Genomic DNA, 16,500 nt, shown 5'->3' on the forward strand with positions numbered 1-16,500 from the left:
TATTTTAGGTGAATTTGACAAGTATCTGTAACTCTAAAACCGCATAGGTTCAGCCCAAAAGTTTTTGGGCTTCCAGTTTTCACAACTGGTAAAAAAATCAAACCCACATCTGCGGAATGTGGGCTAAAATCTAAAATCCGCGAAGGGGACAGTAAGTGCCGAGTCCGGTTAAAAAATATTAAGTTGTGTTATAGTGCTATAGGTAACTCTTTTACAAATTTTGTAGTTTCAGTGGCTGTTCGCGCGATGACCTCTTCACCAACCATAGCACCCGTTCGATCGAGTCAAGTTACCCGCAAGCCTTATCCAAATTATCGGGTAATAGTCCTCAACGACGATTTCAATACATTTCAGCACGTTGTGGAATGTCTGACTAAGTACATTCCAGGCATGACGAGCGATCGAGCTTGGAAACTCGCCGATCAAATCCACAACGAAGGCCAGGCCACCGTCTGGGTTGGCCCGCAAGAGCAAGCAGAACTTTATCATATGCAATTGAGCCGTGCTGGGCTGACAATGGCTCCCCTAGAGTCCACTTAACTGCTATTGACAATCCTGGAGACATTTTAACCAAAATCTCTCCGGGGCGAGCCGTGCGATGAAAGCAATCTCAGCCTCAAAGAGATTGCTTTCATCGTATTGCACCTCAGACAAGGAATATTGGTGTTGGTGCTGATTTACCAACTCAAATTGTTGATATTTTAGGATTTACACGCGCGGGTGAGAAACCCCGTTTATTCTTAAATACTGCGCTTCCACACCAATATTTCTCGCAGAAACCGGGTTTCTGATGCGTTTAGTGTATTTATCTACTTAAATTTTTAAGACCACACTTTGGTTAATAAAGATATCTACAGGCTGATTTAAATCCAGAACTTATTGGAGTCTGCTTAGCTCAATTTGAAACCTGCCAAAATGGCAACATGACTCTATCCTGATGATTTAGATTATTGGAAAAGGTGAATAATCTTGCAATCACTTAGGAGAATGTTATGAATCATCCTTTTGATCTAGATGCTGCCGACCTCGAAGCAATGGATTTAGATTTTGAAGAGCAGCTAACTGATGAACAAGCAGCTCAAGTTGGCGGTGGACTTAGGGCCACAACTCTGGCTCTCGGTGAAGAAGGTGGCGGGATTGTGTGTATCTCTGCTCCATGTCCGGGAAGTGAAGGAGGAGAATCTCCTCATCCTATTCCCACTGAACCTCCGATGACTACGATGGCTATAGGTGAAGAGGGTGGAGGCCCTTACACTAAGGCTTGGTTTGAATGTGGAGGAGGCCCCATTTATTGGTAATCTCATTAGTGCTGACACTTTTAGAGATTTTGCCGAAGTCCTGCACTATTCAGAGCGTTTCTGTCATGGGACTTTCCAATTTATCGGGTCATTTGATTGTTTTTTGAATATCCAAAAAGTTGCAACACTCTCGAAACAACTCGGAACCAGTGGTGCCACTTTTTGTATTTAGAAATAACACAAAAAAACAGGGTTGTTGTCAAAAAATATTTCCCTAAATTACCAAAGATGTTGACAAGGAAGACTAAAATTAGCATCGATTGGATGACCAAAGTCCTATACGGTTCCGATCGCAAAGTCCTAGAGGCAAAACCATGATGGTAAAAATATATACTGCGATTGCTTTCCCGAAGCGCAATGACAATAAAAAAGTATTAACTGAACTTTATTGGACTAAAGTCCGAACGCTCAAGCGAAAGTTTTCTACCCGAACGCCTAAGTTTTGACCGCATCTGTAATTCTCAGGTTTCCCATGAACATTTTAATTTTGGGTGATGCTTCAGATGCTCATGCTGCTCATATGAAGAATGCTCTCACCCAAGCCGGTGCAGCAGTAGATTATTTGGATACCAGCTTGTTTCCGAAACAGTTACGTCTGTCTTGGCGACCTGACACCCAGGTAGGATGCTTGACGCTACCGTCCGGTCGTCGCTTGAATCTCGACGATATTCACAGTGTATTTTGGCGCAATTTCTCCGGTGTTTCCGTTCCACCTTTAAAAGATTTCAACCAACAGCAGGTCGCATTTAATGATTCAATGAGTACAATGCGATCGCTAATGCAAGCTTGTGGGACTCGGTGGGTTAATTCCTGGCAGGCATACCAATTTCACAAAGAAAAACCCCTACAACTGAGCAAGGCAAAACAAATAGGTGTGACGATTCCTACAACGTTAATCAGTAACCATCCACAGGAAGTTAGGGAATTTGTTGAAGTTCACCAAAAAGTAATTTTCAAGCCTGTTTATGGTGGTGCTCATACCAAGTTGGTGACAGAGGCACATTTGGAACTTAATCGGTTAACCAGGGCTTTGAGTATTTCTCCAGTCACCATTCAAGAGTATATTCCTGGGACAAACATTCGCAGTTATGTGATTGGTGAATCAGTCTATACTGCCGAAATTCGCAGTCCAGCGTTGGACTTTCGGGAAGATTTGGAGGCGGAGCTAATTCCCATAGATTTGCCCGAAGCTGTTCGCAAACAATGTTTGGCAATATCCCAGGCATTTATGCTAGAGTGGACTGCGATTGATTGGCGTGTCAAGCCAACGGGCGAGTATGTATTTTTAGAGGCAAATCCTAGTCCGATGTTTGTACATTTTGAGCGTCAGACTGGTTTTCCTATTACACAAGAATTGCTCGATCTGTTAATGTATTGACAGGCCCTCAGACGCCGCAATTTTCCCAATTATCTCGCCTCTGTATGTCCGGCTAGGTTACACCTGAGATCTTGCACCAATGTCAATAAGCCCTTTATGAACAGGCAAGATGCCTGTTCCACAAGAAAATTCATCTTTTGTGGAACAGGCATCTTGCCTGTTCTTGAAAATGCTGCAAGATGTGAGTTACACGGCAGGTTTTCTGTTCCCGATGTCCATCCCACAAGAAAAAAAAATTGTGGATGGGCTGGCGAACCCGTCCTAGCTATTTTTGCAACAAGTCTATTATCGCATTTCGCGATCGCCCTTTCCACTCTCAACCAGTCGATCGCGCTCACATCTCAAATCTTCAACCGAAGCGACCCGAATCTGTTACAATTTTCAACATAGCCAGAACATCACACTCGCCGGAACTCACCCGCATAGGGATATAAGCCCCGACTTAAGTCGTGGAGAAGCCAAAAAATTAGATATTTAGTTGAACATCCCAGATTCATCTGTAGAGTCAATCTAAAATCTAAAATCTCAATTCGATGACACCGGAGTCAATCTAAAATCTAAAATCTAAAATCTAAAATCTAAAATCGACCGATGGAAACCCTGCAAACCCAACTTTATCAACTCGCACAATTTGCTAATAATTTAGTAAACACTCAACTGACACACCTGAGTTTAGTCAGTGTCGGAGTGATTTTTCTGGCAGGGTTGCTAACGAGCTTGACGCCCTGTATGCTTTCGATGTTGCCGATCACGATCGGCTACATCGGCGGATACGAAGCAAAAAGCCGCCTGCAAGCTGCTGCCCAGTCGGCATGGTTTGCCTTGGGATTGGCGACAACTCTTGCGGGTTTAGGCATTGTAGCATCATTTGCTGGTCAAGTTTATGGCAAAATTGGTCTGGGTTTGCCGATCGTTGTGAGCATAATCGCGATTTTAATGGGGCTGAATTTACTGGAAGCCTTACCGTTACAAATGCCGTCTTTTGACGCTGTGGGCTGGGTTCCGAAAGATTTGCCTGCGGGCGTGCGATCGTACTTATTAGGCTTAACTTTTGGTTTAGTAGCTTCTCCGTGCAGTACGCCGGTTTTAGCTACCCTCTTAGCTTGGGTTTCCAAAACGGGAGATCTAGTTTTAGGTGGTGTGTTACTGCTGTTTTACGCTGCGGGCTACGTGGCTCCGCTGATTGTAGCAGGTACTTTTACCGCGAGCATTAAAAAGTTGTTAGAATTGCGCCGTTGGTCGAGTTGGATTACGCCTGTTAGTGGCGTTTTGTTAGTAGGATTTGGCGTGTTCTCTCTGCTTTCTCGCATACTTCCCGCCTAAGGTTCGATGGTTCGGGCTGAGCGTCCTTATTTAAAGATATAGCAATCATTACAGGATTCGAGAACTAATTTTTTTTGAATGAACCGCGAAGACGCTAAGAACACGAAGAAAGAAAGAAAGAAAGAAAGAAAGAAAGAGTTTACAATTGATTAAATATTTGTCAATCAAAATAATATTTTCTTCCTTCCTTCTTCTTTCTTCCATTTGTCTGATGACTGCTGACAACGAAGAGGGCGGGCACGGGGGCACCGCCCCTACAAACTGACAACTGACAACTGACTTCACAATTACCAATGACATTAAAAGAAGTATTTCTATCCAAACTATCTGATTGGGCGACTGCGCCTCTAAAGTTTTTCAAGCGAGAACTTTTGCCAGTGCTGGCAGATTTGCGGCTGGCAATTATCTTGCTGCTGGCGATCGCATTTTTCAGCATTTCCGGCACCGTCATCGAACAAGGCCAATCTGTAGAATTTTACCAATCCAACTATCCAGAACACCCGGCTTTGTTCGGCTTCCTAACTTGGAAAGTTGTGCTAATTGCAGGACTTGACCACGTCTACCGCACTTGGTGGTTTTTGTCAATCCTAATTTTGTTCGGCAGCAGCTTGACAGCTTGCACTTTTACCAGGCAATTTCCGGCCTTAAAATTGGCCCGCCGCTGGAAATTTTATGAAGAACCGAAGCAGTTTGAAAAGTTAGCTCTCAGTGCGGAATTAGAAACAAGTTCTTTAAGTTCGTTAGAACAACTTTTGCAGCAAAAAAGTTACCGCATATTTCGAGAAGGTGAAAAAGTTTATGCTCGCAAAGGCATAATTGGTAAGGTTGGCCCGATTATTGTTCACGCCAGTATGCTAATTATTTTAGCTGGGTCGATGTTTGGCTCGATGACTGGATTTATGGGTCAAGAAATGGTTCCTAGCGGTGAAACTTTTCAGGTGCAGAATATCACTGATGCTGGGCCTTGGGCTGGGCCGCAAATACCGAAGGATTGGTCGGTGCGCGTGAATCGGTTCTGGATCGATTATAGTCCGAGCGGCGCGATCGACCAATTTTACTCGGATCTGTCAGTTTTGGACAAAACAGGCCAAGAGGTCGATCGCAAAACCATTCACGTTAACGAGCCCCTCAGATACCGGGGAGTCACCTTTTATCAAGCAGATTGGAGTCTAGCCGCCGTGCGAGTTCGCCTCAACAAAAGCCCGGTTTTACAATTGCCAATGGCTCAGTTAGACACCCAAGGTAAAGGCAGAATTTGGGGTGCTTGGATTCCGACAAAACCAGATTTGAGTGCTGGAGTTTCTCTGCTAGCAAAGGACTTGCAAGGCACAATGTTAGTGTACGGTACGGATGGCAAATTGTTAACTACAGTTCGCGCCGGTACAGCAGTTGAAGTTAACGGAGTGATGCTGGCAATTGATGAAGTTGTTGGCAGCACGGGATTGCAAATTAAAGCCGATCCAGGAATTCCGCTCGTTTATACGGGCTTCGGGTTGCTAATGCTGAGCGTGATGATGAGCTATCTTTCTCACTCGCAGATTTGGGCTTTGGAAAAAAATGGCAAGCTATACGTCGGCGGGCGCACTAATCGCGCTCAGGTGATATTTGAAAGAGAAGTTGTGGAGATTTTGGACAAGTTGGCAGAATTGAAAACGGCAGATGCCAAAAGTGCGATCGCCCCGACTTCTGTTGCTAGTCAAAGCTAACCGTAGCTAACCGTAGGGTGCGCATTGCGCACCTTACAAATTATGCTACTGAGAAAGGCTATATAGTGAAATTATGACACACCGATCGCCGATGCGTAGCTTTGTGTTATGCCTCCTACAAGGCTAATTTATTTTTTCAAACTCGAAATCGAATTTCTGTAACTCTTTATGATAATCCCTCAAATACATCTGCACTAAGTTTTTTCTCGCTGCTTTGTCCCAAGTTTGTAAACCACGATCGGAAAATGGTAAAACAAGGTTATGGGTAATTGCTGCCAAGTTTTGAAATTGCTGACTCAAATCTCTACATTCTATAGGTGCTGAACCTATATCAGTTGCCTCCAAATAAAGTTTTGTGACTTTTGACTCAAAGTTTGACATCAAACTCATGTATCTTGCCTCATCTATTTCTCCTGAGTTATATTGATTTATTACATTTTCGATCTGAGTGACAATCTCCATAATTGGATCTGCAAGTTTCATCATTAAATCTAAGAATTTTTCTTTCGGTAACTCATACAATCTGCTTATCCTAGATCTTTCTTGACAGTTTTCATTCCATTTTACAACTATATCTCCATCAATTGTTTCTCCATCTAGCTGCATGGGGGCAAATTCAGGAGATAATTTTTTACTAATCCATTGAGTCATGCAAATCCAATTTGCTTTGTTGTGGTAATCTTCTGGCGACAAATACAAATAAAGCCAAATTACGTCAGCTTCTTTGTTTTGCCATCGTTTTTCAAGTTGTTTGTTTCTATAATATGTTCTATTTTTTAATCTATTAGTAACGTCTTTGATGACTTGAATAATATCATCCTTCGTGAATTCTCGGTTCAAAAGTATCTTCGCAGAATATCTTTTTGCCTGGGAATGACTCACATCTAGTAAAGATAATTCCGTATATTCACGGCCAGAAATTATTTTTTGGCTCAACTTTTTGAGTTGTTCGAGAGCATGAGAGTTGACTTGTCTATCCAGCGGTATTAATAATTTCCACGCTTTTTCAGTTCTTTGAACAGTATTATTGTTGACAGCTTGCCAATAGGCAGTATTCTCGCTGTCTTTATACAAAACAACAATGACAGGTAGGGAGTGATTTTGCCAATATTCTAAATGCTCGTTATTGCCACGAAAAATGATATTATTCCCATTTTTTTCTTTAAACCAGCTATCTCCTGATTTGATTTGCAAGGCAATTAACTTTCCTGTTGCTTGACCATTTTCAATAAATTCAACATGAGCATCGATCCCATAATCTTCTATCGGTTGTTCGCGAAAAATACAGCCTAATTTTTCAAAAATTAGTTGTGTGCCAGCTATACCAATTCTTGCAGTTCTAGAGCTTGGATGAGATTGCATTTCTAAGTTTAAATTGCTTCTACAAGACTTATTTTAGCCCGTTCGGATGATATGGTGGGCAGTGACACGCTCTAGCTGAACTTAATCCTCTCAAAGCTAACGCTGCCCACCCTACGATAACGAACAAAAAACCCGGTTTCTGTGAGGGAGGCTAAAAATTCTAATTTGGTTGGGATCTACCTTCTACTTCTCGTGCCGCACTTCAACCACCGTGTGCACGTTCCCCCGCGGCAGAAAATCGCCCTTCACCGTCACTTCCAGGGGCTCGCAAGCTGCGACAAAATCGTCTAAAATTTGATTGATCGATTCTTCGTGAGAAATGTAGCGATCGCGATAACTGTTAACGTAGAGCTTCAGCGCCTTCAACTCGACCACCCGCTCGTCGGGCACGTAAGTAACGTGAATCGCGGCAAAATCGGGATAGCCAGAAAACGGGCACTTGCAAGTAAATTCTGGCAAAGTAATGTCGATCGTGTAGCGCCGCCCGACTCGCGGGTTCGGGAAAGTAATTAACTGCCCCTCCAAAATCTCGCGTTCGCCGTATTTCATTTCCTCGGTGCTTGACTTTTGCGACATACTTTGTTCGGTTGCGTGGTTGTTCATAGCGATCGACTCAGAAATTGTAACATTTAATTAAATTCATTATTAATCTGTGTAACAACTATCTTGATGAATTGTGTTGCGATCGAGCTAATTGCAAATAGTCTCAGGCTAAACTTAAAAAAGTTCACCCTCGCCATCTACAATTATGCAAAATACTACCTTATCTGACAATACGAACCCTGAAAACTCAAATAGTTACTCTGCATCGGTACCAATTTCGCTCTATCGAGAAGTCACGGCGGAATTGCAAGCAGCCCAAGCGATGCTCGACTCGCTCAAAACCCACAACCAGCAATTAGTTCAACAAAATCAACAACTGCGGCGAGAAGTAGAAACAGTAGTTCAAGTATCCCAGCAGTTACAACAAGTAGTCAACGCGGCTCAGAACGTCACCCAGACTGGGATGCCTCAAATGCCCTCAGTCAAATTCAATTTCAGCGTTGAACCGGAACCTCCAGCACCTCCAATATCGAGGGCTAGCTCTTCTAACATACCTCAACCACCTCAAACAGTCGCATTTCCCTTTCCTCTACCAGAACCCACAGTCCCCCCCATTCCGGATACACTTCCAGAAAAATTATTTACAGAGGTGCCGGAAACTCCTTACCGGGTGCGCTCTCAAGCAAAAACAGCCTCGGACTTAAGTGGGTTGTGGTTGGCTATTGCCATTTTTCTGATTGTTATTGCTGCTTTTGGCGCAGGTTATTTAGTTGTTCGCCCTTTGTTGAAGGGAAAGTAAATTTCAACAAGAATCCCACGGCTCAAACCGTGGGATTTTAACGAAAACCTAGCATAAAATATTCAAACTTACGCTAATTGGCTATCATCCTCTGGCTGCACTCGCTTCTACTAAACGTGGTGCATACTGCTCTTCACAAGCAGATTCTAGGATGCCCACCCCGGGCTCGAAACCGCGCGTGAACTCGGTGAGTTTTACCTGTTTAGCTTCCAAAGCTGTCTGTAGCACCTTCATGGCCTTGTGAGGGTCGCCGGCTCCGCAGAAAAATAAGTCTGCGGCAAAATAACCGTGTTCAGGCCAAGTATGGATTGCTATATGAGACTCTGCCAAAGTTGCAGTAGCCGTCACTCCGTGAGGACTAAACTGGTGTACGCACAAATCGATGAGAGTAGCTCCTCCGGCTTCGATCGCATCGAGAATAGCGCGGCGGATACGTTCAGGATCGTTGAGCAGGTCTCCAGGAGACTGCCAAGCATCAGCGACCAGATGGGTTCCCAATTGTTTCATTCTGCGGGGTTTTACCTCTAATTCACAATGTCTCAAACCTTTTGACCATAGCACGGATTCTAGAAATTTTCAAGTAAATTACCAAAAAAATTCCAAAAAATAGTTGCGAGGGCCCTCGCAACTATTTTTTGGGGCGCTTTGTCGCCAGTCAAACGCCTGTGCGAGATCTCGCACAGGCGAGTAGCGCGCCACTGCAAAAAAGCGACGTAAGTGAAGCTTTTGACTTCACGCGCGATCGCTAGCCTGCTCGCAACTGACAATCAACACGCTACCGGACATCCGATCAATCGCGGCTGTGAGTAGCCCCATTCGGCAAAATAGCCCCGCTCAAAGCCGCTTGGTTCAAATTAGCAACATTCAAGCTAGCCCCAATCAAATTAGCCTCCGACAAATTAGTTCCTGTCAAATTTGCCCCTGTCAAAGAACTCAGCAGCAAACCCGCTCCCGACAAATTGGCGTGGCTCAAATTCGCTCCCCGCAAATCTGCTTCCAGCAAGCTAGCACCCGATAAATTTGCACCGCTCAAATCAGCTCCCCGGAGAGAAGCTTTGTTCAAATTCGCAGCCCTCAAATCAGCATTATGCAGAATCAAACCATTCAAATTAGCTTTACTCAAATTAGCGCCTTGCAAGTCAGCACCGCTCAAATTAGAACCATTTAAATTAGCTCCTTTCAAGTCAGCACCGCTCAAGTCAGCACCCCTCAAATTAGCAGCACAAATACAAGCCTCCCGCAGACTTGCTTCGCTCAAAATCGCCCCAACCAAATTGACACCGCCGAGATTTCCGCGATTGAGATAAGCCCGAATTAGATTTGCACCGCTCAGGTTTGCGCCGTTCAAATCTACTTCGCTCATAATTGCTCTAGTCAGATTTGCTCTGCTTAAATCAACCCCGCTCATAATTGCTCGGCTCAGCGTCGCCCCGCTCAAATTAGCCTCAATTAGTTTCGAGCCACTTAGCAAACAAGCTCCGACTAAACTCGCTCCAGTCATCACAGCTTTGCTCAAGTCAGCGCGAGACAATATTGCTCCGCTGAGATTTGCTCCGCTAAAATCGGCTCCGATCGCCACAGTTCCCGTTAAACTACAACTGCCTAGGTTCGCTTCAATTAATTTAGCCTTAGATAAATTAGCCCCGCTCAAGTCGGCGCCGTTTAAATTAGCTCCTATTAGTTTACTTCTAATTAAGTTGGCACCTTTCAAATTAGTGTTGCTCAAATTAGTTCGACTGAGATTAGATTCAATCAAATGAGCGGCAATGAGGTTGGCTCCTCGAAAATCTCGTTCCCCGTTTCTATGTCTAGTTAAAAGTTCATCAGCAGTTAAAAGCTCAGTGAAATTCATAAAAAAAATTGAGTGAGTTTCCTTAATTTCTCGATGTTCAATGTTCTCTGAAAGTTTGTATGCTCGTGTTTGCTAGTCAGTTCTTAAACCATTACTGCCGCAGTAATAATTATCAAAACTGGTTGATTTCTAGCATCACCCTGATAATTTACGTAGAACTCACGAAAAGCCACCCGGTTTTTCGTAAAAGTAGGGCTTGGCTAGGGGGGCATTTATGAAGAAACCGAGTTTCTCGCTTCCGCCTGTAAGTCTTATGCTGCTAAGAGTTAGTTGCGGCTGATGTTAGTTGTTAATTGTTAGTTGTATTTATACTAACTGCTAATCACTAACTATTAACTACTAACTATTTACAAAATATCGATAAATCGATAAGTTGTCGATCGCATATTTTTGGGGTTCTTGCTGGCGGCACCCGCGCCACATTCACAGCCCACAAATTGCTGGTACAGGGGAGCAAATCTATTCTATTAGTTCCCGAAAGAAATAAGGACTCGAAGCTTCAACTCCGAATATCTTTTAGTTTTTGCCTTCTTTCTTCGATCGCCCATGAAAGCAGAGCCCGGTCAGCTCAGCTAGTGTCACCTCCCCCCACTGTGCTCAATGCCAGTGAAATCGAACAGGAAGGCTGTTTCGATCGGAGTCCCGATCGAGTCCCAGGCGAAACCAGCAATAGGCTGCCATGGGCCTGAGATTTCGCCAAAAAAAGCGCCGCGAGCCGTTCCCGTACTCCCGCGCTGCTGTGCTTGCTGTTAATGTTTACTCGATCCATGAGCGCTTGCGCTTCTAATTAACAGAACGCCCGATACCAGACGCGCTCCCGGACATAAAAGCTGTTCCTGGGCTTGAAAAATGCTTCGCTGAGGCATTCCCAGAAAAACTATATTCCTTTAGCCGGTCTTGCCAAAGGCAATTGGGCTGCTACAGCCAACCAATGACCAGCCTAAGTCTTGCCCCAAGGGGACGACAATATTATTCCAATAATTGCCGACCACCGCAGGCCGTACTCGGCGCGCGGGACTGACTAATTCACCTGATATAATTTGCTGAAATTAGCCACCCCATAATTAAAGATAGTCGTTCTTTGACTAACGGGGCAATCTCTACTGCAATTTAAGTCATCCAATTTTATCCTACTCCAGGGTTTGCAACCCTTGCAGTAGTGAGTGTTACAGACTCAAAAATCCCTGCGGATTTAGAGTGTAAAAATTTATAGAGCCGATCGACCAGCCGACCAAAGTCCAGCTCGCCAATCCAAATTAAATTTTTAACACATCTCTTTTTTTTAAGTTTCCAGAACAAAACAAAAGCCGGCTTTCAGAGAAAAAGCCGACTTTTGAAATTATGTGACTGGCAAAACGTAAAACCCCTAGCTAGCCAGTGTTTGTTCCACAAGCTCAATTGGGCTCGCGACTAGCCAAACAAAGTCCTCTCGATCAAACCCGACGCTTGCCAGCAACGCCCTGATTGGGGTCGTAAATACCAGGCGTAGTATCAGCGCCGGGACTGCCGGGAGTGCCGTAATCTGCCTGAGCGGTATCCACGCTGGGAGAGTCGTAGGTGTTCCAATCCTGAATGCCTCCGCGGCTCAGAACAGCCCCAGCTTGAGCGACTTCTGCTTCGCTGCCGTCAACCAGTACCAAGTAATCTCCCCTCGCCACTCGATCGTTATAAGCTCTGGCTTCCTCTTCGGGAATTCCCAAACCGACTAAAGCTCCGATCAAGCTACCGGCAGCCGCACCCAAAGCAGTACCTGCTAGCGTAGTGGCGATCGCCGTAGCCGAGGCTCCAGCCAGCATAATCGGCCCGATACCCGGAATTGCCACCAAGCCGAGACCTACCAACAAGCCAGTCAAACCGCCCAGGGTTCCGCCTGTGAGCGCACCCTTAGTCGCCCCTTCATCGGCCTTGTTGTCTGCGCTGTCGTGCACGTCAATGCCTGCGATATCCCCTTTAGAATCGCCATCCTTAGCAATGACCGAAACCCGATCCATGTCGAAACCCCCTGTTCTCAGTTCTCCCAGCGCGTGTTCAGTCTCGCGGCGAGTGGAAAACACGCCCACAGCGCGCTTTTGGCGAGCCATCGATCTGCGGCCGGTGTCGGCCGGCACATCGTAAATGCCCCAATCCTGAATGCCCCGCACGCTCATAATTCCTTCGGCGGTGGCAAGTTCGGCATCTGTTCCTTCTACGAATACCAAATATTCTCCGCGCGAGAGGCGATCGCCATAAACTTTAGCTTGGGCTTCGGGAACACCCAAACCGACCAAACCGCCGACCAAACCGCCCGCAGCAGCCCCGATCGCGCCTCCGACTACAGTATCAGCAAGCAGAGTGGCGATCGCGCCCCCCGCCATCACCGGGCCAACTCCCGGAATCGCCAGCGCCCCAATACTTCCGAGCAACCCAATCAAACCGCCCGTCACGACTCCCGCCGTCGCGCCAGCTTTCGCGCCGCCGCCGACTTTCTCGTCGGTACTCTTACCAGCGGTAGCGCCCGCAATTTCGCTGCGATCGAGATTTTCTCCAACTACCGAAACCTTATTCATCGGAAACCCGCTACTTTGCAGTTCCATCAAGGCTAGTTCCGTATCGCGGTAATTAGAAAAGGATCCTACAGCCCGTTTGTGTTGACCTAAAGCCATTTCTTTTCTCCTTCAAAATATACTGTTTTTACACAACTACAGAATTTCCGATCTGCTTGCTGCCATCTATCACATTTAGTCATTTTTTCCCAACATTTTTCATCGCTCGTTGGGAATAAAATCCGTCTCTATCTTCCGACCTGTCTTACTTAATTTTCAGGCCTTGGCAATCATAAAACTGGAAGAGAGAATTGCAGGTATTACGCCAGCTTTGAGTTGGAGTTTAGAGTGAGTGAAACTTAAACTCTTTAAATTAAAACCCGGCTACCCCGAAGAGTCACCTAAGCGTTACGAGCCACTTTGAAAACTCTTTTCAAATTCCCAACTTTCCTTCTTCCTTCCAATTTATTACTTACTAGGCGATGCGGCGGGTGAAGCGGGGGCGACAACAGCCGTAACATTCACGCTTTTAACACCCTTAATCTCTTTAGCTAGAGGCTCAATTTTAGCTAAATCAGTTTGATTCGGAACTGTGCCACCTACGGTAACAGCCCCGTCTTTTGCGTCCACAGTCAGCGCACCTTTAGTAATGTTCACTTCCAACTTAGAACGAACTTCACTTTTCAGGTCGCCATCGGCTCTGCTTGCATCGCCGCCAGTCACGTTGTTGCGCTGTTCTCTGGCTCTGATATCAGAATTTGCTTGGGCTTTGCGAACATCGCTAGTGGCGTCGGACTGAGTTTTTTGAACATTCTCGGCTGGAGGCGGGCTCTTGACATTTTCTGTGGTAGAATTAGGAGCATCGGCGCTAGTTTTAGCCCCCTCAGTGCAAGCAGCAGCTCCAAATAATAGGAGACCGCTGATGAGAATTGGTGTTAGTTTATTCATAATATGTTAATACCCTCCGGGTAAGCTGTCGATGAGTGAGACTTCGTTGAGTGAGATTAAGCCACACAGAATTTTAGCTGGTGCTTTCTGCTCTCTAAAAAGCCTTATATCAAACATATATAATTGAGGAATCCGCTACATCGCTCTACAGGTGTAAAATTTACCTCTGTCCTTAGGTAGAGTACAAAAAATAAAATAAGGTCTTATATAATTTTAAATTTTAGATTTTATATCGTTTCCGGTTATATCGGAATTATTTAACCGCAGAGAACACAGAGAACACAGAGAGAGCATGGAGAGATCAATAATTCAGATGCTATCGAAAATGATATTAGATTTCGGCACGATCGCGATCGCTTGTCGAAGTGTCGAAGGATTTGCAATTGGGAATGAGTTACTGAAGATGGGTTTGAAGCTGACAAAACAGTTGCATTATTTTTTTAAACGGGTATTAGATTAAATTTAACTTAATTATTCCGGGACGCACTATTCATCATCAATCAGGTTGATTCCGAGATTTTTAGTTGCCAAACCTAATATTTTCAGAAACACCAATTTGAAAAACGTAAGTTTTATTAATAGATTCGATCGCCACTCAAAACTAATTTTTTCTGATGACTGATGACTGATCGCTGACCTCCATTGCCAAACTTCCTGCTTCAATACAAACGAAAAGAGTCGAGAAATTTTTGAGCATTTTCTGGTTCTGGAGTAGTAGCAACCAGCCCGTAAACGCGCTTTTCAACCAAAAAAACTTGACCGACGCCTATAGGTTCCTTGGGAGAAAGTGGCTGAAACTCAAACTCTTTTCCCGGGTAGCGACCCAGAGAAATGTCGCGCACTTGCAGCAATTTAGCATTTGCAGCCACTACAAAAAAGTCAACGGCATTATTTAAAGTAATTTTGGTATTCTTGTTGCTAGTTGGAAAATCTAGGTCAAAATATTGAAGTAAATAAGTTTCTTTGTTTTTTAAGATAGACCTGTATGTATAAGTGGTAATTTGAGTTGAAAAAGTTTCAGTATAAATTTTGGGAGTTCCCGGCATATCGATCGCAAACTGACCCATTGCCGAACAAAATGGCTGCCACTCTGGCTGAGGAAGTGGCGCCCGCAGCGGGGCTACTTGAGCTTTTGCCGGAGTGGTAAACTTGAGGGCGGAGACAAGTAATGTAGCAGTAACTAGGATTATGTGCAGAAATTTCATTTGGGTAAAAATTATATTTGTCCGATCTGCGCTAGCCTAGAAATATATCCGCAAACGAGGGATTTATGCTGAATATTATACGTAGTCAACAGCGAGGCAACTCGATCGCCCCAGCCAAAACCAGTAAAACTAATAAAACCAATATACTCGCTGGTGTAAAGACTTGGCTGGCTATCAGTCTGCTGGTTTCTGTGACAGCTTGTGCAAACAGCCCCAACAGCAAAGCCCTCGAAGAATCGGTAGCCGCCGATCCGAAATTAATCGCAACTCCGCTTCCCGTCCCTGTTCCTCCTCCAGGGACAGCAGTTGAAACCAGCACAACTGCCAAACTTCCTGCCGATTTCCCGACAGAGATTCCACTCTATCCTAATGCTCAGTTAATCGAAGTTGGTGCGCCCAGCGATGGACAGTCAAAAAACGTGCGGCTGCGCTGGGAAAGCACAGATCCGGTTAATTCGGTTCAGAACTTTTATCAGACAGAATTTGGGCGCAGGAATTGGCAAATAGTCAGCCGCCCAACCGCCGAAGGACAAGGTTCTTTGGTAGCAACCCGAGATAAATTGCGGGTAACAGTGTCGCTTTCTGGGAATCAAAAAGTAGGAGGTTCTACAGAATTTGCGATCGACTATAGCAAAGACAGCCCCGAAATAGCAGCCAGTCCCCAACCTAACAATTCCGAGTCTAGCCCATCTCCAACCGCTTCACCAAGTCCATCAAATTCCGAAGCAACTACTCCAACTCCAACTCCAACCCCATCCGCCTCGCCCAAATCAGAAAAAGTTAGCCAACTAGACAGCAAAATTCCCCAACAGTTGCAGCAGTACGTCGCAGATTTAGCTGAGTTAGAAGCGCTGAAAGTGCGATCCTCTACGAGGGCTTCGCAAACGAAAAAAAATGCTAACTTAGAAACTGGCAACAGTTTACCCGAACCCAACAAAATTGTCACTCGCCGCGAATACGCCCGCTGGTTAGTAGCAGCAAACAATCAGATTTATGCCAGCCGTCAAGCAAAACAAATTAGATTAGCAGTAGAATCTAGCGAACCGGCATTTTCTGACATACCGAAAACAGATCCAGATTTTGCAGCAATTCAAGGTTTAGCAGAAGCCGGTTTAATTTCGAGTTCGCTTGCTGGAGAAACGAAAGATATGAAATTTCGTCCGGATGCACCTTTAACCCGCGAAACAATGATTCTCTGGAAAGTACCATTAGATACCCGTCAAGTTTTGCCTACAGCCAACATTGAGGGAATCAAAGAAAAATGGAGTTTTCAAGACGCTTCTAAGATAGATTCCCAAGCGTCGCGGGCAGTTTTAGCTGATTTCAACAATGGAGATTTGGCGAATATTCGTCGGGTTTTTGGTTTTACAACTCTCTTTCAGCCCAAGAAATCAGTGACTCGTGCCGAAGCTGCTGCTAGTTTGTGGTATTTTGGCATTCAAGATCAGGGATTGTCGGCTAAAGATGCCCTGCAAGCCAAGTCTCAACCAGCCCAGTAGAGTTGTTTGGGATGCTTAAAAATTTTGCACAAAGCATCAACTTAAACAAAAAAGGTTCGTAGTGA

The 16,500-nt window shown here is 44.9% G+C and carries 16 protein-coding genes; 9 read left to right on the forward strand and 7 right to left on the reverse strand.

The features are described from left to right. Positions 1-246: 246 nt before the first annotated feature. The 6 genes from clpS (at position 247) to QZ938_RS09820 (ending at position 5,705) form a co-directional block, all read left to right on the forward strand. Positions 247-540, forward strand: a complete 294-nt coding sequence (gene clpS / locus QZ938_RS09795) for an ATP-dependent Clp protease adapter ClpS (RefSeq protein ID WP_293145351.1) — start codon at positions 247-249, stop codon at positions 538-540. A gap of 452 nt (positions 541-992) precedes the next feature. After that, the gene (locus tag QZ938_RS09800) at positions 993-1,298 is read left to right on the forward strand and encodes a hypothetical protein (RefSeq protein WP_293145348.1); all 306 of its coding nucleotides are present in this window, start codon (positions 993-995) and stop codon (positions 1,296-1,298) included. Between the two features lie 472 nt (positions 1,299-1,770). Further along, the gene (locus tag QZ938_RS09805) at positions 1,771-2,676 is read left to right on the forward strand and encodes a RimK family alpha-L-glutamate ligase (protein WP_293351130.1); all 906 of its coding nucleotides are present in this window, start codon (positions 1,771-1,773) and stop codon (positions 2,674-2,676) included. Positions 2,677-2,785: 109 nt separating this feature from the next. Beyond that, a complete protein-coding gene (locus QZ938_RS09810) occupies positions 2,786-2,941 on the forward strand; it encodes a hypothetical protein (RefSeq protein WP_293145342.1) in 156 nt (51 codons plus the stop codon). A 326-nt stretch (positions 2,942-3,267) separates the two neighbouring features. Continuing rightward, positions 3,268-3,999, forward strand: a complete 732-nt coding sequence (locus QZ938_RS09815; RefSeq protein WP_293145339.1) for a cytochrome c biogenesis protein CcdA — start codon at positions 3,268-3,270, stop codon at positions 3,997-3,999. 293 nt (positions 4,000-4,292) lie between these two features. Then, a complete protein-coding gene (locus tag QZ938_RS09820; protein WP_293351132.1) occupies positions 4,293-5,705 on the forward strand; it encodes a cytochrome c biogenesis protein in 1,413 nt (470 codons plus the stop codon). 123 nt (positions 5,706-5,828) lie between these two features. Here QZ938_RS09820 and QZ938_RS09825 read toward each other — a convergent pair whose 3' ends face one another. Both QZ938_RS09825 and queF read right to left on the reverse strand, forming a co-directional pair. Then, entirely contained in the window at positions 5,829-7,067 is a 1,239-nt protein-coding gene (locus QZ938_RS09825) for a DUF4365 domain-containing protein (RefSeq protein WP_293351134.1), read from the reverse strand. 183 nt (positions 7,068-7,250) lie between these two features. Further along, the gene (gene queF, locus QZ938_RS09830) at positions 7,251-7,670 is read right to left on the reverse strand and encodes a preQ(1) synthase (RefSeq protein ID WP_293351136.1); all 420 of its coding nucleotides are present in this window, start codon (positions 7,668-7,670) and stop codon (positions 7,251-7,253) included. A 145-nt stretch (positions 7,671-7,815) separates the two neighbouring features. Between queF and QZ938_RS09835 the strand changes: the two genes are divergently transcribed. Then, positions 7,816-8,409, forward strand: a complete 594-nt coding sequence (locus QZ938_RS09835; RefSeq protein WP_293351138.1) for a hypothetical protein — start codon at positions 7,816-7,818, stop codon at positions 8,407-8,409. Positions 8,410-8,493: 84 nt separating this feature from the next. On the opposite strand, the gene speD is transcribed toward QZ938_RS09835, so the two are convergent. From speD to QZ938_RS09855, 4 genes are all read right to left on the reverse strand, one after another. Further along, positions 8,494-8,916, reverse strand: coding sequence for an adenosylmethionine decarboxylase (gene speD / locus QZ938_RS09840; RefSeq protein ID WP_293145316.1), 423 nt, complete (start codon positions 8,914-8,916; stop codon positions 8,494-8,496). A gap of 283 nt (positions 8,917-9,199) precedes the next feature. After that, a complete protein-coding gene (locus tag QZ938_RS09845; RefSeq protein WP_293145313.1) occupies positions 9,200-10,261 on the reverse strand; it encodes a pentapeptide repeat-containing protein in 1,062 nt (353 codons plus the stop codon). 1,433 nt (positions 10,262-11,694) lie between these two features. After that, positions 11,695-12,903: a general stress protein gene (locus QZ938_RS09850; protein ID WP_293351139.1), complete on the reverse strand. Its 1,209-nt coding sequence runs from the start codon at positions 12,901-12,903 to the stop codon at positions 11,695-11,697. 348 nt (positions 12,904-13,251) lie between these two features. Further along, positions 13,252-13,731, reverse strand: a complete 480-nt coding sequence (locus tag QZ938_RS09855; RefSeq protein WP_293145307.1) for a BON domain-containing protein — start codon at positions 13,729-13,731, stop codon at positions 13,252-13,254. Between the two features lie 313 nt (positions 13,732-14,044). Between QZ938_RS09855 and QZ938_RS09860 the strand changes: the two genes are divergently transcribed. Then, entirely contained in the window at positions 14,045-14,191 is a 147-nt protein-coding gene (locus QZ938_RS09860; protein ID WP_293363158.1) for a hypothetical protein, read from the forward strand. A 199-nt stretch (positions 14,192-14,390) separates the two neighbouring features. Here the strand turns inward: QZ938_RS09860 and QZ938_RS09865 are convergent, their stop codons facing one another. Beyond that, complete coding sequence (locus QZ938_RS09865; protein WP_293145301.1) at positions 14,391-14,936, reverse strand: hypothetical protein; 546 nt, start codon at positions 14,934-14,936, stop codon at positions 14,391-14,393. A 65-nt stretch (positions 14,937-15,001) separates the two neighbouring features. On the opposite strand from QZ938_RS09865, the gene QZ938_RS09870 reads away from it, so the two are divergent. After that, positions 15,002-16,435, forward strand: a complete 1,434-nt coding sequence (locus QZ938_RS09870) for an S-layer homology domain-containing protein (RefSeq protein WP_293351142.1) — start codon at positions 15,002-15,004, stop codon at positions 16,433-16,435. Positions 16,436-16,500: the final 65 nt, after the last annotated feature.

Source organism: Microcoleus sp. CAWBG27 (assembly GCF_020883145.1).
Lineage (GTDB): Bacteria > Cyanobacteriota > Cyanobacteriia > Cyanobacteriales > Microcoleaceae > Microcoleus.